We start from the raw sequence: 25,646 nt of genomic DNA on the forward strand, positions 1-25,646 counted from the left end.
TCGCGAGACAACGAGCAAAAGAAAAAGGCCCCCGAAATGCAATCCGGAAGCCCTTCTCTGCGTGTGGTAACCTGAGAATCGCACTTCCCGGAATCACAGTCAAGGCCCAACGGCGACTGAGTGTCAGTTCGGTGGACGGATTTCTTTTGCCTAGCGATAGGTGAGAGACGATGCACACGCATATGACAACGACGCCCTTTGGGCGGCGGCCGATGTCGCTTGGCCAGATTGCGAGCCAGATGACGGCCAAGGCCATGCCTGAAACGGCGGTGGTTAACAAATGGGAAACGTTCAAGAATATCAGAGAAGCTCGGGATCAGCTCGGTGCCACCGATCGGTCTCTGGCGATCCTCAACGCTCTCCTTTCATTCCATCGGGAGACCCAGCTCTCCGCCGAAGGTACCTTGGTAGTATGGCCTTCGAATGAGCAACTTTCTGCCCGTGCCAACGGAATGCCGGCAACGACCCTGCGTCGGCACCTTGCTGTCCTCGTTGAATGTGGCTTGATCATTCGGCGCGATAGCCCGAACGGCAAACGTTACGCTCGTAAGGGGAGGGGAGGGCACATCGAACAGGCCTATGGCTTCGATCTCGCACCGATCGTCGCCCGGGCCGAGGAGTTCGAGTACCTGGCCGAGGCTGTCCAAGCCGAGAAGAGAGCTCTCAAGGTAGCGAAGGAACGTTTGACGTTGCTGCGGCGGGACACGCTTAAGATGATCGATACGGGTATCGACGAAAGCGTTCCCGGCAACTGGGGGAGGGTTCAGCAGCAATATCAGGACATCATTGCACGTTTACCCAGGACTGCCCCGAGGATGCTCGTGGAGGAAATCTGCGACGAGCTGCAGGATCTGCACGACGAAGTCCGGGACATATTGGAATCATTCATAAAAACACAGAATCCGGACGGCAATGAGTCCCATTCTGGTCGCCACATACAGAATTCAAACACCGAATCCCTACCTGAATCTGAATACGGCTTTAGAGAAAAGAATGAAGCGGGCGGCAGCGCCGGTGAAAATGACAACGTGAAGAGCTTGCCGAAGCGTGATTTGCCTTTTGGCATCGTGCTGGACGCATGTCCAAACCTCCAGGAATGGGCAGCCGGCGGCGAAATCAGGCACTGGCGAGACTTCCTGGCCACGGCGGAGGTCCTTCGGCCCATGTTGGGCATCAGCCCCAGTGCGTGGCTTGAGGCGAAGCAGGCAATGGGCGAGCGGCACGCGGCGATAACGCTAGCAGCCATGAACCAGCGGTCGGAGAAGATCAACAACGCTGGCGGATATTTGCGCAGCCTGACCGAGAAGGCCCAAGCGGGTAAGTTCTCAACCTGGCCGATGATCATGGCATTGCTCAATGCAGAGCTGAATGCGTCGAAAATCGCGAATACGACGGGGGCAAAGCCGCGATCCGAAGATCAGTCCAGACAGTATGCCGTCTCCGATGCATTGCTTAAGTCGCTCGAGAGGCCGAAACGGTGAAGACCCATCCCTCCGGCCGAGAATTTTCCGCCGCAGCAGGACCCGAGCTACGGCGTGTCGGTAGAGGATGGAGCCAAGCCCAGGCGTCGTGCACGGTCGAGCAGATTCTTGACCGAGGATGGCGACCACCGGGAGCCGCCACGCGGGGTCCGTTCATGAAGGCGCTCGAGTTGCAATGCGATTTCACGCAGCGTAAGCCCCGGGTTCGAACCGTGAATGCCGGCGATAAGCGTCATCAAGCGGTCTTCGGGGAGGCGGGGAGGAGACTTCTTGAGCAGGTCCGGGTCAGCAAGATGCTCGTTAACGAGCCACTTGACCGCGCGTCTGAGCCGCTCTGGTGTCCAGTCGAGGCCGCGCTGCCTCAACACGCGTGCGATGTCATCCCAGGTGTGGTCTGGGCGCATGCGGCGAACGATCGGCAGCCACTGGTTTGCGGACGCCTGGATGCGGTGACCATAAGCGGCCTTCTGCGTTGCACTCATCTTCGCCAAGGCCTCTGGTCGCCGATCGCGTAGCCCGGGGTTGCCCGGAAGCTTCCCCTTGGCCTTGGCCGCTCGAATGCCCGCTTTTGTGCGTTCGGAGATGAGCGCGCGCTCCAGTTGCGCCACGGCGCCGAGGACCTGAAGCGAAAACATGCCCTGCGGCGTTGTCGTATCAATGGGATCGCGCAAAGACCGAAAATGAGCCCCCTTGGCAGTGAGATCCTCAATCACCTCGAGGAGGTGGCTGACAGAGCGGGCCAGACGATCGAGGCGCACGACGACGAGAGTGTCGCCGGGGTCAATTTCTCGGAGTAGCTTTGCGAGGGCAGGGCGAGAGCGAGAAGCGCCGGATCCGTGCTCCTCTACGATGAGGTCGCAGTCGGCCGCGCGCAGCTCCATTTCCTGCGCTTGGGTTGCCTGCTCGTCGGTGGAAACGCGGGCATAGCCAACTTGCCGGCCCTGTGGTCGACGGGAAGACTGATTTTTGGTGCTAACGGCCATCTTCTGCGCCTGAGAACTCGTGTCCAAGGGGTTTTTACAAACACAGAGGATAAGGATAACCGATCGGTTGTAAACGTCTCTTGTGGTCTGAATTGTGGCTGCTGAACTCCCAGATCCCTTGAAAATCAGCCTTTCCCGTCGATCTGAGCGCTACCAAGCAGCCTTATGTTCAATCTGAAAGGCCAGAGCGCATTAGATAGTATGCACGTGTGAAAAATAGTCGCTATCACGGAAGCAAGATATCAGTTATCTTCCATATAGGAAGATAACGCACGATATTCCAATGGCTTATGAGATCAGCAAAATTCCTCTGGAGACCCTGCTTCCAGCCATAGTGCGTGCAGAAGATCGGGTTGCCCGCCTGGACGAAGCAGTGCGGCGGAGTCCGGTGGGCGGAGGTTTCATCGAGCGCTCGCATTTCTTCGATTCCGCTGCCAGCATGTGGGTCGCGGGGGAGCTTGTTCATGTGGAGGATCTCGTTCTCCACGATGCCCATATGGATGTCCGGGCCCCTAGCCACGAACTGACTATCTCCCATGCGATCCTTCGTACGCGGCGGCGTATCGCATCAGCCAAACCCGATTGGGCGTTGAGCGATCGCGGGCTCACCGCGTTGAGTGGAATTCGGGATCAGGAAGGCGAGACGGTCAACCTTGCGGTCGATGAGAGGCGAGGGGGCGGCTGTGAGGCTGATGAGCCGGACCTCCTCGCCGATGAATTCGCGCTGATTGATGCTGTGTTGGAACGGTCAGAACGGCTGATCAGTAATATGACGAAAGGTGACGGGGGTCCCGCATCTGCAAGCCGTGGCCTCGTGGTGGGCGATCTGATGATCCGTGATCCCGACTGGGACGAAGCTGATCGCCTGTCGCAATGGCGGTCTGTCGAGATGTCGGTTCAGGATATGCCGCCGACAATCGCAGCAGCACTACTGTTCGATGCGTGGGAAACGCTCGAACCAGCGCAGCGGCAGCATTGGCTTGGAGGGCTGTTGATTGGTGCATATTTGCGATCGAGAGGCAAAGTCTCCTCCCATCTGCTGGCATTCAATGTCGGATTGAAGGCGATCTCCCGAGACCGACGCCGAGCGAAAGATTGGACAACCCGTCTCATTGCGTTTCTGGAGGCGATGGCGGCAGCGGCAGATGCTGGCATGCGCGAACTGGTGCGCTTGCAGCAGGCGCAGGTCCTGATGGAAAGAAGGCTGATCGGCCGTCGCACATCCAGCAGCCTGCCCTCGGTTATTGAACTTGTCCTGTCGCGGCCGATGGTCTCCGCCGCGATGGTGGCGAAAGTCATCAAGGTGACGCCGCGAGGCGCTCTCAACCTGATTTCGGAACTCGGCATACGGGAACTCACCGGGAGGGGAAGATACCGCGCCTGGGGCGTTCTGTGATTCCTTCAATTGCAGGAGCGAACATTACTCACTCACGGTGAGATCGAACTGAGAGCCATTCGTAAGCCGCACGGCAAGCGAGGTCTTCAACAACTATGATATGACAGCGCGGCGTCTCGAAAAACGAACGCCAAAAGTGATTTCAGACAAGATGCTGCATGCGCGTGTTATCGGCATCCTTTCCGGAAGCGCGTATTTGCCGGACGGCTTGCTGATCGCGTCGGACACACAGAGCAAGACGCAGCTCTTTCATTTTTCGCCGCCCGAGATCGCATCGATCTTCACCGCGTTCCTGGATGATGAAGTCAGGCGGACTTCCGACGGGTACATCGATAATGATAGCCAAGTCTCGGGGACACGCAAAGTGTTCGCTATCAGGGAATAGTTGACATTTGGAGAAGGATTTCTGGTGGAGATTGACGAATATTTCGAGAGGCTCGGGCACTTAGCCAAGATCGCCAAGGAGTCGAATTTCACGGTCTATGCGCTGGTGGAGACGCCGGGCTCGCACGCCGCGATGGTTGCGGCTTTGCTTGCTTTTCGCGAAAGCATTTTGACGGCAGAGGACGAGAATGGGCTAAGCGGCTATTTAGCGATCGGCTTCTTCGCAGGTCGAACCCATCGAGAGCGTCTTGCGGCCTTCGCGATGACGTTCGAGATCGAGCATGAGTGGAAGCGTCGCGAGGTCAAGCGGCTGTGTGAGCGCTATGACAGTAGTCAGCGCCTCTTCCAGAGCGTCCCTGGGCTTCTTGACAAGATACGACGTCGAGCGAGCGGGAGCCAAGATTTTGAGCTGATTGAGGTTAGCGCGGTGAACTCCGTCAGTGGTAGTGAGATCTACCGAGTTGGAAACGCCTTTACGAAACTCTGCCCTTACCTCAGCCCGGGTATCGTGAACTGGGCGCAGACCGAATGGCCAACTGCGCCGGCCTTTGTTCGGCTCGACGCAGGATATTACTCCGCGACACAGCCGCTGCAGTTGTTGACCGAAGCGACGCTAGTGCCTGCAAACCCGCGATGGCTAGAGGATTTCAGCCTTCGCAAGGGTATGAAGGATTTCGCTGCATATTATCTGTTGGACCGTCCGCCATCCGAAAGACATGCGGAATACTGGGACTATCATGCGAAAAACGTACGGCGGCTTGAGGTTCATGTTGAACGACGTGAGGACGACTACCTGACGATGATCATCGAAGAACTGCCACGGCCAGACGATCCCAGCGGATTGATGATCGCCCGCTGCATCCATCTCGACACTCACGACCCCGCGTTTACGCCGCTTGGCCAGGTAGAAATGCAGCACCTCGACTTGGCTATCAATGTCTATGAGGGAGAAGATCGGGAAAAGCGCTTCGCTCAGAGTCTGCAAAACGGTAAAGTCCAGGCTGCGAGCTTTCGGACGCACCTGTTCCGTATTGAGCAGACGCCGTTTGTATCGCTATTCAGCTTCTGTGAGATGTTTCTGGAATCGAAAGTTCTGCTTAGCGAATGGCTCAATGAACTCGTGAGCGCGTAGGCTTCATTGCCGCGAATATCCGCTTTTCTGCGAGATCGGAACCTCGGGCGAGCCGTGTACATAGTGCGCGAGTGCCCGATATTGATGCAACTGCACCTGAAATTCATCCCAGACGTTGGTCCTTTTGTTGATTTCCACCAGGAATTGACCCGGGATTAGCGGATATTTCCATCGAGATTTGGCTCAATGACGAGGCTTGCGAGTAACGTCAAGTAACCAAACTAATGCGATAGATGATCCTCTATGGCGCGCAGGATGCTGGAGAAACCCCTCCCTTGCGCATATAGCAGTGTGCTGCTACCGCGGTGTTTACGGATAAACTCTGTTGCCGCGTGCTTTGCTGATAGCCAAGTGATCACAAAGATATCTGAATTTTCTGCAAGTGCGCGCAGGCGAACGCTACCTCCGTGATCGGCATTTGTATCGACGGTGACGGCTGACGTGATCTCCTCCAACGCAGACTTGGCTTGCCGACTTGACGAGTCGGACAGCGAATAGATGGCGATGCGCAAGCCTGCCAGACGGTTTGCCAGATCGTCGTCCGCAGATGGGGAATCTGTTGCCGGTGTTACCGGCAGTGGCCAACCGAGTTCGCTCGACAATAACGTTACCGCGATCCGCTGAAGGCGGGTCAACCGGCCATATATTGGAACAATACGGGCAAGAATCCGATGGAGGAAGGTCTCGCGGGCACTCGCATCAGGCGCAGCGGCGTTCATGAAGCTCTCGACAAGTCCCAGAACCCAATAGACCATATCGACCCCAAAGCCGTCGCCGGCGATCTCGTCGATATCGGCGATCAGGTCATGATAAGCTTTCTGGTCGAGACCGGCGGCCAGAAGTGCTTCGACCAGCACTTGGCTCGATTCGTAGATTGTCGCTCCGCGCGCGCTTCCAAGCGCGAAAAGAGTGAGCAATCGTCCGTAAATCGGCGACAGCGCAGCTCTCGGAAATTCTGCGTCTCGCTGCAACCAGGCGACCAGATAGGGCAGGGCCTGAGTTGTACGATCACCGGCAAGTTCATCGCCCTGCACCTTTTCGAGCGCAGCGACGAGAGCGCGAACCGCGACCGGATCCCCGACCGATGCCCCGATCTCCCATTCATCCTTGCCCCGGCGTGCGAAATCGAGCGCGTTCGTAAAGGCCGGATCTGAAGCACGATCGAGCCAAGCAATCCAGGACGTTGGAGGCGTAATGCTCGCAAGCTCGTCGGTCGCCTGCACCATCGGACGGAATGGCATGGTCTCGCGCAGCAACGCCAGCTCATCAGAGCTGAGTCGGGCGATCGCGGCCATCGCGCCAGTAAGCAAATCAATGCTGTCGACAGCCTCTGCCTGAATCAGCGCTTCGCGTGCCGTATCGATCGGATCTGCAACCTCGGCAGCTTGAGGTGTTGCTGATACGCGCGCCGGCAAGAGGTCCGCTATCCAGCCCAGTTCGTGCATTCGATCGGCAAGAATGGAGAGAAGATCCCCGTGACCAGAACCCAGTGCTTCGAGACCGAGTAGACGCCATCCCCCCGCCTGCAATCCTGGCGGGGCACCGGTGATAAGCATCGACTGGATGAACGGCTGAACCAAAGTCTCGAAAGCAGTGCGCGTGCCTGCCACATTTTCAGCGTCGAACGGCTCTGCAATGTAGGTTCGATACAATGCTTCAAGGAGAAAGGCTGTAGTTGCAGGCGTCCTACGCGCAACGCATAGGCTTCGAAACTCCGGTAGCGCGACAATTCTTGTCCAGTCTTCGAATATGGCTAGCAACTGAACTTCAAGGAACTTGATGTTGAGCGCGTCAAGGCGGAATTCGCTGCGCAGGCGTTCGAGCACGGCAGCGGCAGCGTCTCGGCGCCCTACATTCAGATAGTCTTGGAAACGGGTGAGCAGCCAACTGGTCGGGACCGGCGCCAAGCGCTGCAATTCGGGGGCGCGGGCGAGGGTATCTCGCGCGCGGAGCACTGCACGTAATGCCGCGATACGTGAACGATCATCTCCCGGCAGGCGCATGATGGCTGTAACCGCCGGGGCAGCTAGCATGAGACGGGTGCCCACTGGATCTGCGGTGTCGAAGGGCTCCGGCACGCCGTCGAACCCGGTGAGCGTGGGCCCGGCGAAGGCAAGAAGGATGGGTTTGAGGCGTCGCCAGTCCGACATGGTCGACGCCGCCACATTGACCTGCATGGACCCGGCGCTATCAATGACAGGAACCAGAGCACCAGGAAAGGCTTCGGCAATCACGGACCGGGTCACATCCGCGCAGAGCACTGTGACGTCGGGACTGGCACCAGCGCATGGCTGAAGAGCGACAAGGTCTGCAAGCACGGCCCCGGCCGCGTCGAGGGTCGGGCCGATCATGTCATCTGGCCTTCCCATCGGGATTCAAGTTCGATCGTCTGTTCGGCGACCGCCGCGGGGTCTGTGCGCAGGACAATATGTTCTCCGTTAATGGAGATACCGTTGAGCGTGAGATTCATCGAGCCGCTGAGAAAATAGTCTGCGCCGAGCAAGCCCTTGGCGTGGAAGCCTTTCGCCACAATCCATTTGATCTGATCGCCGTAGCGCACCTTTAGTGTCAGCAATCGGGCGATGAAATAATCATTGTGGCCATCCTCGCGGATGATGAGTCTGATCTGAACGCCGCGTGCGAGGAGTGAACCGAGTAATTGAGATAAATGAATTGGAGCAGCCGGCCAGTCCGGCTCGAGTGCTGTAAATTCGCGCGCCGAGTTGTCAATGATCTCGATATCGCTAATCCAGGCAAAAAACAGCCACAGCTTCGGGCTGGGGTGGATGAGTTCGGCGACAAATAAGCTCTGGAACAGATCGCGCACCGCGCGCGATTGCGTTGGTCCGTGGAGATCGCGGGAGGGGTACGGCATCAGACCTGCTCCCTCAGCGTAAGTGTCGCCAAAATCTTGCCGTCCAAGCGTTCGACTCGTTCGATCACGAGGAAGAACTGAAGGACGCCCACACCTACCGGCGTTGCCGAGAGCCGGATCAGGGCGGCGCGGAAGAGTCCAGCCTTGTCGGCATCAGCCGCGAGGCGAGCAGTTCCCTGGGCTTCAAAGGCGTTTGCGAGTTGAGTTTCCCAATCCGGATCGCTGAATGGAATCGTCGCAATCGACCGGTTCAGCAACAGATGCCGGACGACGGCCGGGTCGGTCGACCGCGTCTGGCGGAACGGATTGTAAGATTGCAGAACGCGCTGGCGCACTTCGTTTGCGCGCGGCCACAATAGGCTCGTTATTGCCGACAATACGGTAACATGCGTGATCGCGGCAGCCGGCAGCGTTGCGGTTAGAAATGCGCGAACGGCGTTCGACAATGTGGCATCGCAGCTTGCGATATAGGCATATTCGCGCAAGCCGATGGCAATGCCAAACCGATCCTGCGTCGCATCCCAGTGGGTCTGCAGATCGAGCAGCAACCGGTCGAGTTGGGGTCCCGAACCAGCACGCAGAAGGCGGCTGTTAAGCGAGACTGAGAGTGCATGGCTGAGATCAATCCCGCCACGCTGTGCGAGGTGATGCGACAGGTTGCGCCACAGGATCGAGCGCTCGCTGTGCGAATTGGTTGCACGAAGACGTGCAATTTGCTTGCCGATCTCGCCATCGTTGGTGCTCAGTTGGAGGATTTCCCGGAGGCCGCCATCGACCAGTTCAAGATCGCTCGGCGCCAGCGCTGCATCGAGTGCTGAGAAGAACAAACGTGGTTCGGACGCGAACCGATCGGCAAAGGCTTCGAGAACACCCGCACCGCCAAGCGTCGTCTCGCTGATCCATACGCTTGCGACATCGGATGTCACATCATCGCGGATATCGACGAGCAAGCTGTCCATCGTTGCCTGGCGGGGCGCTGCCGCGATGCATGCCTGGAGCATCGCCTCGCCAAGCGTTTCTAGGATCAAGCGGCGAAGCCACGCGCTGAATGCTGCGGCGTCGACCTCGATCAACTGCGCGGCCAGCGCCCGCAACCGCTCACGAACGATTGGTCGCCCCAAGTGTAGGAGCAGTGCCTGCTGCAACCGCCCGCCGCCGGCCACAGCGCCGACCTTGACCGTGCCATCCGCAGGATGTCCTCCATTACCCCCGGCGTCATCGTCGGCATCGCTGTCTAGCGTGTCATCCGTGTCGGGCGGCATTGGCGGCGTTGCGCCGAACACATCGTCCATCACGGCATGAAACACGGCTTCGATCCGGTCGTCGTCGAGCATGTCCGAAATGACTTCGGCAAGCGGTCGGTCATTGGCCGAGGCATCGGCTAGCAATGCCGAGAGCAGGAACTGGATCAGCCATTCGCGCTGGAACTGGTTGAGATCATCCGGCAGTTCAGGATCGAGCCGGATCAGATCGCGAATATAGGCTAGCTTGCTGGTCGCCAAGACGTCGGGTGGCAGGCTACTGCCCGCAAGTGTTTCTGCGTCGGGCAATGCCAAGTCAAGTCGAAATCCGTCGACCTCAAGTTCGAAGCCGATGGCTGCCGGACGGTCATCATCGCAGGTAAAGGTGAGCGTGACAGGAAAATCATCCTGGAGCGTCCGGATATTGGCCTGGGCCGTGGCTGCGAAGCGACGTACGTTGATACTTGAGCGGAACCGGTGCAGGTGGAAGTCGATAGCCCGCACATGGTGCCGCCACTCCGAGCGCGCCGGGACCGGAACCCCGAGAGCGTCGCCATTCGCAACGATGTCGGACTGCCAGAGCAGTCGGGCGTTGCTGCTCGGCAGCGCCTCAGTTCGGGCGGCGCGCTCAAGACGCACGGTCCGGGGACGAAAAACCAGCAGAGGCGTTCCGCCCACGCGATCATTTAGGCTGCCGGTGAAAGTACCGACAAATTCGTGCTCGAGTGCGCAATCGCTGATCCGGCGGTCCTGTTCCGGAAAGGCCGGGTCGACCGGTATCCAGTGCGACAGCGCCCCGCGTTCATGCGCAAAGCGGCGTGTGACCCGTCCGGGTACGAATTGATTGAGCGCCTGGAGGATCGGCATCTGCTCGACCCGCTCCTCATGATTGACCGTTGCAGGTGGAATGATGACCCGCACTTCCGGCAAGCTGAGGTCGCTGAACAGGTTGCGTGGCACGAAGTCAGGAAGCGGGTGATGATCGACTTGCAGGTCGAGTGCAGCGCCTGCACCGGGAATAGCAGGTTGCCAGTTGCGAAACAGTCGGCGCACCAGGGTCGGAACAGCTTCGAGAAGAAGGGAGCGCGGTGCTTCCCAAAGCAGGGTTTCGGCGACCGACCGTTCGATCTCTAGCGCACCCATGAGATAGCTTCGCAGACCCTCGATGGTGGCAGCGTCACCTTGGACCAACTGGGTCAGTTTGGCGCGGGTGCGATCGAGAACAGCGCGCTCTGCGGCACTGGCCTGCGGAAGCGGACGACTGAGTAGATTCCACTGCCAGGCTTTCTCGTAGCCAGAGGTTGTTGCGGCCAGCCAGTCGAACAGTGCGAACACCGCCTGGATCTTCATAACATAAGGATTGCGGATCGGGAGATATTGCGGTGCGAGCGAAGGATCGAACAGATGCTCGAACGCCTGGTAGAAAGCGCGGTCGCGGCCATAATCCGACAGTACCGTGAGCGTAATCGGCCGCATCGCCCGGTCGCGTCCCGCGCGCCCCTTGCGTTGAAGGAAGGACGCCATGCCGCGCGGCGCCTTGTGCTGGATAATGGCGCCGACAAACGGATCGTTGAAGCCGACTTCAAGGGCGGCGGTTGCAACGACAATATTAGCCGATTGATTGACGCCCGCGTCTTGCGACGTGGTGCGCCCGACCACCAGTCGACGATCAAGCGGATGGCCTATGTCCTCGCAGATCCGCCATCGCTGCCCCTCGACGTCGCGCATCGCTGCATCAGGTCCGGGACCGCGAATACTTGCGAGCGGCGCGCGCGCGGCATCGGCGCGCCCAAAAATTGTATACGCCTCGGCATCGCGCAGATCGTCATAAAGGCGATTGGTGACATCGAGGTCGTCGGTGAACAGGAAGGCGCGCCGGCCGAACACGCCCGAGGTATTCATCGAGCCAGGGGGATCTAGCAGTCGCGGCAACAGCATCGATGTCTGGATTGTGGTCGAGAGCAGCGACGCGCGCGATGCCGGGTCGCCGCGTAACAGGATCTGATATTCGGCCCCCTGCTCCTCGAGTTCCTCAAGTGTCGGCGTAATCTCGACGACGTCATCGGGTGCAGCACCGGTAAGGTCCGAAAAGAAGCGCGCGGCATCGCCAAGCGTTGCCGACAGGCCGACCCAGGTGATGGGGTTGTCGAGGAGGTGCCGCCATCGGCGCAGCGTCAACGCGGCTTGCGCTCCGGTTGCCCCTTCATAAGTGTGTACCTCGTCTAGCAGCGCGAGCATCGGCTTCCGCGCAACCGAGAGACCAATACCGAACAGGCCGCGCATCCAGTGATCAGACAGACGCTGGTTGAGGATCTCGGTCGTAGTGAACAGAATATCAGGCGGGTGACGCTGCAGACGGGTGCGGGTCAGCACAATCTGGTCGTCACCGATCTGCTCACTGCAGCCATGTTGGACACACACAAGGCGTTCTACATCTGCCGCAATATCGCCACCGCGCCAGACGAGTTCTTCATCGCAGCGCGGACAGCGCATCCACGGACAGACGAAATCATCGCCCCGCTGGACCCAGTCCTTGTTAGCAAGTTCCTGGCGTGTGGCCCGCGTTGGGGTCTTTCCGAACAATGCGCCGATGATCAACGGACGTCGCCCGTGCGCCGCGAGCACTGGGTCCATCGTTCGCCCCATACGGAACGCTTCGGCAAACTGGTCCTTTAGCAGTTCGATGCGCGGGTAGATCGCGAGCGCCTTGACCCAATGTTCGGCGCTGATCGCTTCGCCGATGCGGATCAGACCTGGCAGATAGAAGGCGATAGTCTTGCCGCTGCCAGTGCCGGCCGTCACGATTGTACCACCATCGGCGGTTGCTGCCGACAGGCGCAGGGCTGCGCGCTCCTGGAACCCGGCAAGCCGCATTCCATCCCGTGCGGTCAAAGCCCGCCACAAGTCTTGCCGAAGGGTTGAGCCGCCGAGGACGGCTTCATGATCGGCCAGGATGTCGGCAGGCAAGCGGTCTCGTCGGGGAAAACGGCGCGGTCGGCAATCGACCCGGAAGTCTGCAACGAGCGACGGCGCGCCCTGCCAAGGTTTGTTGGGAAATAGCTGTCGGTTCGCAGTCAGTAATCGCATCATCTCGGCAAAACGCGATCGGATGCGAACTTCCCCGCCAACGTTTGCCATTTCAAAGATCAGCTTGGCATCGATCAGTTCCTCGACGAGATCCTGCCCGTCAGTGCCGCTGGCATTGGCCGCATCACAGACCTGGTCGCCTAGTTCAAAGGCTTCGTCCTCGCTGAGTGAGCCGTCAGTAAATCCCCATTCGAGCGAGCGCATCTCAATCGCTTCGATACGGTCGAGCACCGCGAGGGCATTGGCAGACACAGGCATGGTTAGTGTCTACCTCAACTTGATTCGAAACGCGCTGAGCAAGTTTCGGCTTTCCAGCCACATCTGCACCTCGGGAGTGTAGCTGCTTAGCAGGGCGTCGCTGTTGGCCGCAGCGCGGATGAAGGCGACCACGCTCGACGGGATATCGGACGCGGCAAGTGATTTCCACGCTGCCTCGTGCTCATTTATCAAGGTATCGAGTTTGGCGATCGCTTCTTTCGGATCAGCCGGTAGGTCTGCGCCGAAGGCGACGACATTGCTGCGAATCTGCCGAATTCTGGCAACGCTTGTCCTGAATTGCGGCACTTGGGCGAGCGCACTCAACACATCGTCTGCGCCAAAGTCTGCGCGCTTGTCGACATAAGCCTTCCATGCAGCAATCGCCGCATTGCGCCCAGCATTGGCGATGCCGTTTAAGCGATCGGTGAACGCGTGCTTGATGTCGAACGGCGGATCATTAAGCTTGACAGGGTCCGCCTTAATGGCCTCGCGCAAAACACGTGCCTTTCCCGCGAAGCCAACGCCGTCGCTTGGCTCGAATTCGACCGGAACACCTGCTTCAGAAAGCGCAGTCAGGGTTTCGCGTAGCCCTGTCATCAGCAGCGCCACATTTTTGAACTGAGTCGCACGTGTGGCAAACTGGTCAGCTTCGTCGGCGGTATTCCTGAGCTTTTGATAAGTGTGGATCTTGGTTGCCAGCGTGGCGGCGCGATCAAGAAGCATCGGTATGCTCTCCATCCATACCCGACAAGGCGTTAAGATCGGCTTCCATCGCGGCGAGCGACGTATCAATTTGCTTCAGACTGGCTTCCATCTCACCCTGTCTGGCATTCAGGCTCTGGCTGATCGCACCGATGTTCTGGTCGACAGTGTCGAGAAATGCCTGCGCCACGGTCGCAAGTGCTGTTCCGGCCTCGACCGCACCTCGTCGCCCGCGGCCAAAATGCGGTAGTGCCGCTATAGCATCGGTTTCATTACGAAGAGAACGAGCAGCCGCTATCGAGTCATCGAATTGTACGGCCCTGAAGCGATCGAGCGCGTCCGTCAAGCTTCGACCGGTGTTGCTGGTGCCGATACCTGCGTCGGCGACAGCCTGTCGGGCAGTATCGAGCGCTGCGATGATCGCAGCGCGATTTGATGTCACGCCAAAGGCGCTCTCCATATCATTGAGCCAAGATTGCCGGACCGCCATTTCGGAAGCTGCGGCGGTCGCGATGGTATCCCTGATCTCTCGATAGGTCTTGGCAGGCTCCAGAGTGTCGCCATCAGGTGGTTGTAAACGCAGTTGCCATTTAGCCTGGCGAAACTCGCGGATCGGTCCGAGAATGCGACCGGGATTGAGCATTGCGCCGGTGCGACCGCCCTTCATGCTCGACATCTGTGATTGCGCAACGCCGACTAGTTTCTCGCGGTTTTTGCTGAGCTTGTCGTAAAGTAATTTCATGTCCCGGGCTGTGCTGGCGCATTCGCTTGCCCAATGCGAACTGAATGCCGCGTCTATCATTTCGGCGATCGATGCATCCGGTTTGATTTTGCCGCCGATCGCCGCGCCAACGCAGAGGAGTTCGATTGCTGCTGCGGCCTGGTTCCATTGCGGTGTTGGCTGGCAAATCGCGAGCAATTGTGCCTCAATACTTTTCGACCAGATCTCTACGCAATCGAGAAAGGCGCCGAGCATCTTTTCGCCGTTGGGGAATTCCCAGCGGAACTGGTCCTTGCTTGCGCGCAACACACCCTGAAGCGCCGCTGCGGCGGTCGCCGGTTGGACCAGGTCGCCAGGGATGACAAGCTTCACCTGCAAGTCGGTGCGGACTTGCGTTGTTTGTCGGTCAAAACTGATGCTTGCTGTTTGGAAGGCCTTGCCCGTCTTGCCAACGAAGCTCGCCTTTGCGAGCCCGACCATATCCCAGTCGATGGCATTGGATACGGCCGAAAAGATCAGCAGTCTGAGGTTGTTTGCGACGGTTTGGTCGAGCCCTTTACCGCTAATCCACTGCTCTATGAGCAAATCCTCTCTGCTTGCCGGTCCCTCCGGGTTCACTTCGGTGGTCTGGTGTTCGGTGGTCGGCTCGACTGGTTTGGCAGTATCGGCGCCAGGGATTTCAGGAACCTCGAATGCGGCCCGAAGCCGCTCGTCGAGATTGGCGATCGTGCCGGTGCCATCATAAAGTTCGAGGAACGCGGTCCAGCGCTGATAATTCTGCGGATTACGGTTTTGCAATTCAGCCTGAGCGACAGCAGGAAGCGCCGTGATCCCGCCGAGTTTCTCCAACAGCTTGAATGGAGGAAACTTGCCGGTCGCAATCTCAGGTCCAAAATTGTCGAGAACTTCAACTAGCAGATCATTCTGCAAAACGCGGGGATTGAGACGTTCGGGCATCGAACTATCTGCACGCAAGGCCGCATTCCACAGCGACTGTGTGGTAAACGGGTAGAGGCCATAGCCATCGACCTCGCCGAAGATAGCGTGACATTCGGTCTGGTAGCGGCAGGCGCCGCATTTAGAGCGCGGGCTCTCGCCGGGCGCTGCCGCATCGCTCCACTGGGAGATGCCGTCGCGCCCGAGACGGACAGCGTTGAGATAGCGGGAAGTGAACTGGCTAAGCGATGCCTTGGTAACCGATCGGCCCTCGGCCCGGCCCGCTGAGCGATCCATGTCTACAATATGGGTGGTCCGCATATACGCAGTTTCGGCGACGCTCTGGAAGAAGCCAGTCGTGACAGCGATCGCTGTTCGCATCCTGCACTGGCGATCATCACCCTGCGAGGTGATCGCCTGCAGCAGCGCACGATCAATACCCTGCAAGCGCGCGAACTCCTCGATCAGCAGAACCAGTTCCTGTCCCTGCGTCTTGAGGTAGCTACGCAGGCGTGTCATCAACTCCTCGACCCGGTCTCCAGAAAAACTGAGCGTGCGCGCTACCGCACGATCAAGATTACGATTTATGATCTTAGTTGCGAGAGGAAGATTGATCGCAGGATCGAGTTCGATGATATCGATCGCATCGCGGGCAAGGCGCGACGCATGGGCAAAGTCCATGCCCCCGAGCGGAAGGTCGCTATCGACGAATACGCGGCGCTGATCAGGACGGTCCTTGGCATTAGACGGCGCGAAGATATGATCGACAATCTCGGCGATTACAGTGTTGTCACCAAGGAAATGCGCCTGACGCATATGGGGATCTTGGAAGAGGTTAGGCAGGCAGACGAGCAATTCCTGTTCGATCTCATCTGCCTCGGCTGGTAACACCTCCTCGCGAATCACTTGAGCCAGGTCATTGAGCAGTTGCTGCTTCTGGTCATTGCGGCTCTGGTTGCCATCACCTGCCGATTGAAGCGTCTCAAGGAAACTTCCCTGCTGATCGACAGGGAGTTCGGCAATGATCATTTTGACGATGTTGCGCAGGCTGGTGCCCGATTTAGGTACGACCAGTATAACCCGTTCTTTGGTCGGCTTGATGTTCAGTCGCATCCAGTGAACAAGATGCGACTTGCCAGACCCGGTCTCGCCAAGGATCGCGGCCAGCGCATGCGGCCGATCCTCGCGGAGAAAGTCCTCGAGAAAGGCGGCCGGAGTCATATCGGCCCACGAGGCCTCGCCGATCTCCTGGAAGGATTTACCGACCTGCGGGCTGACCTTTAAATCCCAGTCACTGTGCACCGCGCGAAACAGGCTGTCGGTGATATGTTCTGCGAAGGGATTGATGACTTGGCGAACGGCGCCGGGATCCCAGCAAAGATAGTTGCGCATCATGCCGCTTCTCGCAGCATGATGCGGCTCACTCGGCCCTCGCGGGATCCAAAGTCAAGGATGCGCGAAGCGGCGTCAGCGACGCCTGTCATTGTCAGGCGCTGGCGATCGACGAGTCGCTGGAGCGCTAAGCTAGTTGCAATTGACAGGCGTTTGTCGCCATCAACCACCGGTGTCAGCCGCAAACTTTCATAGTCATAGCGGACGCTTCCGGTCTCGAAAACGGGGAAGATCGCCGCCAACCGTGTCATGAATTGCTCGATCGCTAGATCACTGGCCTCGGCGAAGATCGTCGGAAGCGCACTTTCGATCGCCTTTACCGGATCAGGAATTACACGACGGGATGTGACATCTTCAGGATCGTTGGCGCCACCGACAATGGTGGCAAAGCCGAGATAGCGCGCCCAATACAGGAAGTTCTGGTAGCGGTTGAGCGATGTTAGTTCGGTCTTTGATGCGTGATCGCCGATCTGCGCCTTAAGAGTATTCTGGGGCGGTTCAGAAAAACTCATCGGCCGCAGCGGACTGGAACTGAGAAACCAAGACAAGGCAAACATGAAACCCGCCTGCTGGGTCTCAGCGGCGCGGCCCGGATCAAACAACGTGCGGCGCATATAAGCGAGGAAGTAGGCTTCACTATCCTCCCGCCTCTTGCCCCCACTTCGCGCATCGGCGGTCAGTCGCAGCTTGTTATCGACCTCTTCGACAAGGCCGATACGTCGCGCTTCGGCCAGTGTGTTGCTGAACAGGGTGGTGGTCGACTCACCATCATCGTCACTGCCTCGGCCGCTGAGCGAAGGTGGTGTGGCCCAAGCCTCAATCCGGTCCCTGACTTCGCCATTCTCGCTATTAAACAAGGCGGCGTAGATCGCGAACAGTCGACTTGGAACAGCTTGGGCGGTGGTAACAATACTCATTGGGCTACCCTGGCATTAAATTCATCGAGCGTCAGCGTCCGCCCACCAAAAACATCCTTCAGTCTGCGGCCATCGGGCGCAGGTTGATCGATGGGGGCCAAGAAAATCCGGGGGTTGTCCGGTCGCGGCACTAGATTCTGCGGCTCCAGTATCTGCCGGTCACCAACCATCACGAATTCAGGTCCGCGCGGTAGCCGCGATAAAGCGAGCGAGGACAGATTGCTTACAAAAAAAGCTGTCTTCTCCGCAAATTTGAGTACGCGGTCCATGTCGAACGGTTGCGGGCCGAGTGTTATGAGCTTGGCGAGGCGGGCCTTCTGAAGGCGTTGCAAGGTCTCGCCGAGTCGTCGTGAGGAGTTTCGGGCAAGGGCGCCGGGATCATAGCTTACGAGCAGGCGCAGATCGCGGTCGAGCAGATCAGCCACAAGAGGTTCGAGAGGTATGGTCCAGGAACCACGTGGCTCTCCGACCGGCACAGTGCTGAGGCGGCAGTTTTCGTCGGTGCGGCAACGACTACAGCGACTGCATGCGCGCCCAACCCGGTCGCCACCGTAAAGCTCTTCGAGAATTGTCGCTGGGCAGCGCGCATCGCGTAGATACTCGCGCATGAGGTCGAGATTGCGCTTGGCGGCGAGCCATCCGACCTGACGGACGGGTTCTACTCGGTCCTGCCAAAGCGCCATATCGAGATGATGATCATCGATGATCTCTATCTCCAGCCAATCACCTTCTTTCTGAATTCTAGGATAGGGTGTGCCGAGCAGGCGCAGGATGCCGGCACGCGCCATTAGTGCCACAGTACGCAGGTTCCAGTCTGTATTCGCGTCGCCGAACATGTCGATGTCCCGCTCGTCGGTGCCGGGCCTTCCGTCGATCCGCACGGCAAAGCGCCCATCGCCGAAGGATGCTTTACGGGCGAACATAGCCTCCCAGCGATGATAGCCGCGGTCGATACTGATCACCTGCTGGGTGTTTATGCGCTCGGCAATCTTGATGTCCTTTGCGGTTGGTACGATCAGCGAGAGCGCGGCCTTGCCGTCGCGACCGCCTCGGCCGACCTCTTGATAGAAGCGGTCGAGCGTCTCCGGCACGCAGGCATGGATGACACTGCGGGCGTGAGCATAGTCGATGCCCAAGCCGAAGGCGGATGTGCCAACAACGATATCTAGCGTACCGTCGCGCCACTGACCGACAATTTCTTCGCGCTCGCTACGGCTGGTTTTGCCATGGAGTTTGCGGACGCGACGGAAGCCTGCCGTAGTCAGGCGTCTAAACCAAGCGTTCGCTGCCGCGACCTCGGTTACGTAGAGAACAGCAGGCCGGGGTGCGTGATGGAGCGCCTCGAGGATCTGCGTGGTACGGTTCTCCTCATTGGTAGATGGGGCGATCCAATAGTCAGGTTCGGGACGCAACCCAACAGCGGCGATGCTTTCAAAATTGCTCTCGGTGCCGAACAGCGAGCGCAACGTCTCCAGCGACGAATCCGTAAGAGTCGCAGACAACATGATCGTACGTGGCGCCTGGCCAGTCGGCGCTGCCGCAAGCAGTTCGCGACGTAGGCCGCTGAGTTCCTGAAATTCGGTGCGAAATCCGGTTCCCCATTGGTCGACGAGATGGGCCTCGTCTATCACCATCGCCCGAAGCAGGCCTGCCTCGGCAGCACGGCGCAAGGAGTCCCGCAAACTGCCACACGCAGCTTCGGGCGATGCAAAGCAGAGGCCTTGGGTGCCGTCCGCGATCTGCTCAACAATAATGCCATTCTGGATATCGTTGCCGCCCTGAAAGGCAAGTGGCCGCGACAGCCTGCATACCTCGACGGCTTCTTGTTCGTGATTGACTCCCAAGGCGACCGTCGGAACGATTACCAAAGTCACACCCCGGCTGTCGGCTTGGTTCGAGTCGACGAACCCGACGGTCTGAATCAGTTGGAAAATCATGCTCTTGCCTTCGCCAGTTGGAAGAGCAACGACGAGACTTCCTCCTGCGGGTGTCGAGAGTGCGGCACGCACCGCCGCACGCTGTCCGCGGCTACGATAGGATGTGCGCCCAACCGCCGACAGCAGTGGGTCTCCCTCGCAACCCGTCATGTTGAATTCGCGACGTGTCGTCTCTGACGCAGCATAATTCTCGACCCCGTCGACGGCATCCGCAAGCCACGCTGGCTTCCAGGCCTGGAGTGTCACAAGTCGTTCCTCGCTAGCGGTGGCGCTGCGCAGTCCAACCCGATCCCAGGCGGCGAACTCATCGAAACGCGGATGCGACACCTCCAGCACGGGTGGTATCGTTGCACCGCGGCGGACATGCTCATGCATCATGGCCTGGCGCAGCAGTACTGCAAGGTCGAGTGCGCTCGCGGCGCATGCAGGATCGACCAGCGCACGGCGTAGACGCTCTACCGCTGGAGAGTGGGCCTGCCAGTCCGCACCACCGCCGGTTCGATTGAGCAAATGGCTCAGTGCAACAAAAGCATCTTGGCCACCGAGATTAGCCATCGCGCGATCTCGATGACACTGGATTCCCGAGGATGAAGCAGCCCATCGCATCGAGCCGGATCGCCGGGGATGCGATGCTCGGCAGAATCGACTCGATTAACGCAATATCCTCTCGCGCCATCGTATCGCCTGTAGACTGGCGGCGCTGGAGTCGATTCTTGTGACGCTGCAGATCGCTTGCCGCGAGAGTTGTCGCAGATTGAATCGCCTCCTGGACATCGGCCTGATCGTACAAAGTCTGGCGGGCACCGTCGCGCACCCGCCGACAGATAGCGGGGAACACAGCAGGATCGATGTACTTGGCGAGGATATGCGGCCGACTGCCTAGATTCAGGTCGGCGTTTGGTCCTTTACCATGACCTCCATAAGGCTTTGATAAAATTGCCAATAGCGTCGGATCAATAACCGGTTCGCCATTGATGTCGATGAACAAGGTCCGTTCACTTTGAGTGAAATAACGCTGTGCGCGACGCGATGCGGCGAGTTCCGCTCGAGACGGCGCCAAAAGGTCGGCCATGTCGAGACTGGGCTCAATCGTGAAGCAGAGCTTGAAGCCAACCCACGCGTCACCGAGCCAGTTTGCAACAGTTCGGTAGGTGATAAAAGCGGTTCCGCGGTCGTCCCAACGCGTATAGCGCGCGAGTACATCTATTTGCGGTGTTCCGGGGCGTAACAGGGTTACCCCGGCACGCCGCGTTGCAATCCGGCGCTTCCAACTTAGCGGTTTAGTGTCATCAAATTCGAGTTGCTGCTGCCAAGGCGATCTGGGAATCAGTGTCTGCTTGGTGATCCCAAGTTTGAAAGGATCTGCCTCCGGCCAGGCGAAGGGGCGCTTCCTGATCTGCAATGTGTCTATCAGCCATTGATCGACGCTCGCCTCAAGCGCTGCCTCGTCTGCCTCGGCATCGTCAAGCGCCTGTATAAAAGCTTCGACAGGTTCCTCGGCCAAGGCAATACGATCGAGGGCATATTGTTCGTCCTGCGACTTTCGCTCATCTGCAATCTGTGAGCGGATGTCCGCCACAAGTGCAGCAAGCGCGGTGGGGCCTGTCATTAGTAACGCTTCGAGAGCCCGGGTTTCGAAGCCTTCAAGCAAGAACTGCACGTCGCTGATCGAGCGATGGAAAATGGACAAACCTTCGGCCAATAGTTCGTACCAAGCCACGAATGGGCTGTTGTCGTCGTCTGAAGGCAGCAGGATCCGGTGTCGGACAATGCCTTGGCGGCGGCCATAGCGGTCGAGGCGACCGATACGTTGTTCGATCCGGGCAGCGTCCAACGGCAGATCGAGATGTACGATCGCGTCGGCGAAGCTGAAATTAAGCCCTTCTTCGGCGGACCGGTCGACTGTGAGGATTGCCGCGTCCGGCACTTGCTCGAACTGGGCCGCTGCATTCTTTTCATCCTCGTCGATGTTAGGTAAACTACCTTCGGCAAGAAGCAGGCAAAGCGGTCCGTCAATTGCATCCTGCAGGGCTTCGTGGAACGCCGCAGCGGTGACAGGTACCGTCGCAAAGACTACAACCTTGGGATGATCAACGTCAGCCCGCAGCGTCTTGATCAGCCGTCGAACGCTTTCGACCATAATTTCGATCCGGACGGCATCGTCATAGGCTTCTGCCTGCTCCCGCAACGCGTCTAGAATTTCGGCTTCGCCGGCGAATATGGGGCTGGCATTAGCCAGCCATGTGCGAAGGGTGTCGCCGCCTTCTGAGATCGCCCCAAGAAGTTCGCGATATCGCGCAGCAAGCGGTGTGGATCCAGCTTCGTGATCGACAAGTGAGTCGACTGCTGCCGACCGCCAGTCCTCGAGTGTCGTAAAGAGGGTCAGATCGTCGCTTGAATAGCCTTCAGTACGAACGTGGGTTAGCGAGTCGCCATCTGGTCCACGCGGACGAAACTCCCAACCCTCAGCATCGGCGCGACGCGAGCGGATCAAACGCTGATGGATACGATAACTGTCGGAGATGTGTTCTTTGAGCGCGCCGCAAAGATCGGAAAGGCGCTCGGGTGCTTCACGCGTTGCGGCGATCAGTTGCGGCGCGAGATCCTGGACGACAAGGTCATCTGGAAAAGTACGGACGAGTTCGGCTCCGCGTTGGCGGAGTACGAGACTTGATGCTTCCGGGTCGAGACTGAGAAGCAATCGACCAATCGCCCGGCGTTGTTCGAGTTTAGCCCGAAACCCATCCAGATCATTGAGCGGATGTGTGAGTGGGTCGAGTAGGTTGAGCAGCGCCAGAAACCGGGATTCCTGGCCGAGCGGAGGGGTTGCGGAGAGCAGCAGTAGCACGGGTACGTCACGTGCAAGCTCTCGCAAGCGCATGGCAGACGGCGCCAGCGGGCCGTTTTCAAGCCCGACCAGATGATGCGCTTCGTCAATGACCAAGACATCGGGTGTTCGCTTGACCCGTGCAATATCCGTGTGCGAGCAACATTCAAAAGGTTCGCCAAACTGATCGAGACGCAGTTTTTTGGTGAGTTCGTACCGCCACTGCTCGCAGAGCGCGGACGGGGAGGCAATCAGTACTTCGGTATCGGGATTGTCGATCAGATGCTGACGGATGATTAGCCCCGCCTCAATAGTTTTGCCGAGGCCAACCTCATCGGCGAGAAGGTAGCGCTGGATTGGATCGCTCAGAACGCGGCGGACCGCGGCGACCTGGTGCGGAACGAAGTCGACCCCGGCAGATAATAGCGAGGTCAGACCCTGCGCCGCGCTGGTCAGTGTACGTAGCGACGATATGGCTGTTTGGCGCCGGTCGTGTAGGAACTGGCTCTCGGCAACGCCTGCCGCGAGCATTTCAGCAGGATCTTCAGGCGCGTTCCACGGTCGTACGAACAGGTCAATCTCACTGAGGTCCTCCTTCCTTCCGTTGGGGAAGCAAACCTCATAGGTGATTAGCCCGTTCTCATGCTGGAGATAGTCGGTGATGCGGCCAACCCGCATGCGCTCGTCGTCGAGAACGTAAGCGCGGGTCTGGGCACTTAGGAATGCGCGCGTGATGTCGCTTACATTGTACTCAATGTCTTCGCTGCGCTGGATGGAATAGAAGATCGAAACGATGCAACGGCCGCTAGACGCAGACTGCAGCTTCCCGATGCCCTTCTGCCCAGGCAATCCAACAAGCATCCCCTTGAACAGGCCCGCACCCCCTTGGTGATTCCCAGCTTTGGATATCCTACTTTCTATCCTGACAACAAAGTATACGAGAAGTTGCTAAAAACAAATGAACCCGTACCCGCGATTTGCTTCTCTCTGTTGCAGAATCATGTAATACTCTCTAACCAGCAATAAATCTTCTGGTCAGAAGTTAGTCGCAAGCTTAGCTTACATATTGCGGCGAAATGTCTCGCCTTGTCCCCTCACGCTGCTTCAATCCCGATGCGCGCATCCCTTTTCCGTAACCGTATCATGATCGGCAGGCAGAGCAGGACCATCCAAGCCTTGCCGACGACCTGTCCGCCAAGAAACTCCAGACTCCCGAAGGCAAGCCAGAGGAATACCATACTGTCCACAACCAAGCCAACAACGCTACTGGCGAGCACAGCGCGTACGAAACGGCGACGCTGCAGCGGGGTATAGACCGCCAGATCCGCAAACTCCGACAAGAGAAAAGCTGTCGTGGAGGCAACGACAAGGGCTGGTGGCGCGAAGCCAGCTGATAATAATGCTCCAAGCGCGATCGCTACGATCGACCATATGACGCCAAGGCGTCGTTGCACGAGATCACGCAGTATCAACGCGAGCCCCACAGCAAGGACACCGCTAGGAGCGTCCAATCCGGGCGCTACCGGGATCAGACATGGACCATCAGGAGCGCAGGTGGTTCCAACATTTTCGATAAGCCAGTTCGATAACGGGATCGAGCCTGCATAGAGCAAAAAAAAGACAATGCCTTCCCGTATACGCGTATGATTGATGTCAGTCATGACCGATATCCGCGCACGTTGCTGATTTGGCGATGAACCGCTGATAGCCGTGGGCACGCAATTCACAGGCAGGACATTTACCGCATCCCCGACCCCAATCATGCAGCGAACGGTCGCCCTGATAGCAGGTGTGGGTTTCTTCCCGAACAAGGTCAACCAGCGCATCACCCCCCAGTTGATGAGCCAGATGCCAAGTATCAGCCTTGTCAATCCACATCAGTGGAGTGTGGACTACGAAGCGTGTGTCCATGCCGAGATTGAGGGTAAGCTGTAGTGCCTTCATCGTATCATCACGGCAGTCCGGATAACCGGAGAAATCCGTCTCACACACGCCGGTCACGATATGTTTTGCGCCTCGCCGATAAGCGATTGCGGCCGCGAAAGTCATAAACAGCAGGTTTCGACCCGGTACAAAGGTATTGGGAAGGCCATTTTCCTGCATCTCGATCTCGACATCCCTTGTGAGGGATGTCTCGCTTACCTGGCCAAGTACGGCAAGGTCGATAAGATGATCATCCGCGAGTCGGCCAGCCCAATGCGGAAACTGCTCCCGGATGGCTTCGAGAACCACCGGCCGGACATCGAGTTCCACGTGATGACGCTGGCGATAGTCGAAGCCGACGGTTTCCACGCGCTCGAAGCGATCAAGCGCCCACGCGAGACAGGTCGTGGAATCCTGCCCGCCGGAAAACAGGACGATGGCGTCGCCATCATTCATGATGCATCCCCTTCGCCTTCATATTCCGCCCAGCATTCCGGTGTCTCGAAGACCTTTACGGAACTGATTTGCGGAAGGACAGGTCTGACGCGGTCCCATATCCAGACCGCGATATTCTCTGCTGTGGAGTTTTCGAGCCCCTCGACATCATTGAGGCAGTAGTGATCGAGGCGCTGCAAAAGAGGACCAAACGCGGCTTCGACGTCAAAGAAATCGACAACGAAGCCGGAGAGGGGATCGACAGGACCTTCGAGGCGTAGTTCGACCCGATAGGAATGTCCATGCATCCGATGGCAACGATGTGTCTCGGGTACGTTGGGCAACCGATGAGCTGCCTCGAAGGTAAATGCCTGGGTGATCTTCATCGGATTCCTAGCTGCTTGTGTGTCTGAAGACTGAGTTGCCACCGTGGGCTGTCCAGGCAGAATTCGATGGCCGCCTGCGTGTTGCGTGCAACATCCGGGCCATCCATCGGCTGAAGCAGGAAATGCTCAAAGGCTAGTGTCTCAAACCGTTCAGGTTCTGCTCCCACCTGTGGAAAAACCAGCTTGAGTTCGTTGCCGTGCGTGAGTTCCAGAGGCGCGCCGGCTTTCGGGCTGACGCAAATCCAGTCGATGCCGTCCGGCGGCGTCAGCGTACCATTGGTCTCGACCGCAATCTCGAACCCTTCCTCATGCAGGGCGTCGATCAGCGCCACATCAACCTGAAGTAGCGGTTCACCTCCGGTCAGCACGACAAAGCGGTGTTGATTGTGCGAAGACTGCCATTTCCCGGCGACGGCCCCCGCGAGTTCGGCCGCTGTTGCGAAACGACCACCGCCGTCGCCATCGATTCCGACAAAATTGGTGTCGCAGAATTGGCAGACAGCTTTTGGCCTATCAACCTCACGGCCAGACCAGAGATTGCAGCCTGCAAAACGGCAGAACACCGCGGCACGTCCGGCGTTTCGACCCTCACCTTGCAGGGTGTAGAATATTTCCTTCACCGCGTAGGCCACA

At 58.4% G+C, this 25,646-nt stretch carries 17 protein-coding genes; 4 read left to right on the plus strand and 13 right to left on the minus strand.

The window, feature by feature from the left end; translation table 11 throughout:
* Positions 1-170: 170 nt before the first annotated feature.
* Complete coding sequence (gene repC / locus ABID37_RS18215; RefSeq protein WP_354197353.1) at positions 171-1,481, plus strand: plasmid replication protein RepC; 1,311 nt, start codon at positions 171-173, stop codon at positions 1,479-1,481.
* A 47-nt stretch (positions 1,482-1,528) separates the two neighbouring features.
* Here repC and ABID37_RS18220 read toward each other — a convergent pair whose 3' ends face one another.
* The gene (locus ABID37_RS18220; protein WP_354197355.1) at positions 1,529-2,464 is read right to left on the minus strand and encodes a recombinase family protein; all 936 of its coding nucleotides are present in this window, start codon (positions 2,462-2,464) and stop codon (positions 1,529-1,531) included.
* A 283-nt stretch (positions 2,465-2,747) separates the two neighbouring features.
* Here ABID37_RS18220 and ABID37_RS18225 point away from each other — a divergent pair, with 283 nt between their 5' ends.
* From ABID37_RS18225 to ABID37_RS18235, 3 genes are all read left to right on the plus strand, one after another.
* Entirely contained in the window at positions 2,748-3,860 is a 1,113-nt protein-coding gene (locus ABID37_RS18225) for an RHE_PE00001 family protein (RefSeq protein WP_354197357.1), read from the plus strand.
* A 100-nt stretch (positions 3,861-3,960) separates the two neighbouring features.
* The gene (locus ABID37_RS18230; protein ID WP_354197359.1) at positions 3,961-4,245 is read left to right on the plus strand and encodes a hypothetical protein; all 285 of its coding nucleotides are present in this window, start codon (positions 3,961-3,963) and stop codon (positions 4,243-4,245) included.
* 24 nt (positions 4,246-4,269) lie between these two features.
* The gene (locus ABID37_RS18235; protein ID WP_354197361.1) at positions 4,270-5,376 is read left to right on the plus strand and encodes a hypothetical protein; all 1,107 of its coding nucleotides are present in this window, start codon (positions 4,270-4,272) and stop codon (positions 5,374-5,376) included.
* Between the two features lie 221 nt (positions 5,377-5,597).
* On the opposite strand, the gene dpdD is transcribed toward ABID37_RS18235, so the two are convergent.
* From dpdD to queE, 12 genes are all read right to left on the minus strand, one after another.
* Complete coding sequence (dpdD, locus tag ABID37_RS18240; protein WP_354197363.1) at positions 5,598-7,727, minus strand: protein DpdD; 2,130 nt, start codon at positions 7,725-7,727, stop codon at positions 5,598-5,600.
* Entirely contained in the window at positions 7,724-8,251 is a 528-nt protein-coding gene (gene dpdK / locus ABID37_RS18245; RefSeq protein ID WP_354197365.1) for a phospholipase D-like domain-containing protein DpdK, read from the minus strand. The genes dpdD and dpdK overlap by 4 nt, the downstream gene beginning before the upstream one ends.
* Positions 8,251-12,837, minus strand: a complete 4,587-nt coding sequence (gene dpdJ / locus ABID37_RS18250) for a protein DpdJ (RefSeq protein WP_354197367.1) — start codon at positions 12,835-12,837, stop codon at positions 8,251-8,253. Before dpdJ ends, dpdK begins: the two co-directional genes overlap by 1 nt.
* 9 nt (positions 12,838-12,846) lie before the next feature.
* Complete coding sequence (locus ABID37_RS18255; RefSeq protein ID WP_354197369.1) at positions 12,847-13,560, minus strand: hypothetical protein; 714 nt, start codon at positions 13,558-13,560, stop codon at positions 12,847-12,849.
* Positions 13,550-16,591 (minus strand): protein DpdH, encoded by a 3,042-nt coding sequence (gene dpdH / locus ABID37_RS18260; RefSeq protein ID WP_354197371.1) that lies wholly within the window; start codon positions 16,589-16,591, stop codon positions 13,550-13,552. Before dpdH ends, ABID37_RS18255 begins: the two co-directional genes overlap by 11 nt.
* Entirely contained in the window at positions 16,588-17,505 is a 918-nt protein-coding gene (gene dpdG, locus ABID37_RS18265) for a protein DpdG (RefSeq protein WP_354197373.1), read from the minus strand. The genes dpdH and dpdG overlap by 4 nt, the downstream gene beginning before the upstream one ends.
* The gene (dpdF, locus tag ABID37_RS18270; protein WP_354197375.1) at positions 17,502-19,997 is read right to left on the minus strand and encodes a protein DpdF; all 2,496 of its coding nucleotides are present in this window, start codon (positions 19,995-19,997) and stop codon (positions 17,502-17,504) included. The genes dpdG and dpdF overlap by 4 nt, the downstream gene beginning before the upstream one ends.
* Positions 19,990-23,130 carry a protein DpdE gene (gene dpdE / locus ABID37_RS18275; protein ID WP_354197377.1) on the minus strand — a complete coding sequence of 1,047 codons (3,141 nt, stop codon included), beginning with the start codon at positions 23,128-23,130 and terminating at the stop codon, positions 19,990-19,992. The genes dpdF and dpdE overlap by 8 nt, the downstream gene beginning before the upstream one ends.
* Before the next feature lie 233 nt (positions 23,131-23,363).
* Positions 23,364-23,930: a VUT family protein gene (locus ABID37_RS18280; protein WP_354197379.1), complete on the minus strand. Its 567-nt coding sequence runs from the start codon at positions 23,928-23,930 to the stop codon at positions 23,364-23,366.
* The gene (gene queC, locus ABID37_RS18285; protein ID WP_354197381.1) at positions 23,923-24,648 is read right to left on the minus strand and encodes a 7-cyano-7-deazaguanine synthase QueC; all 726 of its coding nucleotides are present in this window, start codon (positions 24,646-24,648) and stop codon (positions 23,923-23,925) included. Before queC ends, ABID37_RS18280 begins: the two co-directional genes overlap by 8 nt.
* On the minus strand, positions 24,645-25,013 hold the full coding sequence (gene queD, locus ABID37_RS18290; protein WP_354197383.1) for a 6-carboxytetrahydropterin synthase QueD: 369 nt from the start codon (positions 25,011-25,013) through the stop codon (positions 24,645-24,647). Before queD ends, queC begins: the two co-directional genes overlap by 4 nt.
* Complete coding sequence (queE, locus tag ABID37_RS18295; RefSeq protein ID WP_354197386.1) at positions 25,010-25,645, minus strand: 7-carboxy-7-deazaguanine synthase; 636 nt, start codon at positions 25,643-25,645, stop codon at positions 25,010-25,012. The genes queD and queE overlap by 4 nt, the downstream gene beginning before the upstream one ends.
* Between the last annotated feature and the right edge of the window lies 1 nt (position 25,646).

The sequence above is a fragment of the Aquamicrobium terrae genome, assembly GCF_040545735.1.
GTDB classification, from domain to species: Bacteria; Pseudomonadota; Alphaproteobacteria; order Rhizobiales; family Rhizobiaceae; genus Mesorhizobium; species Mesorhizobium terrae_A.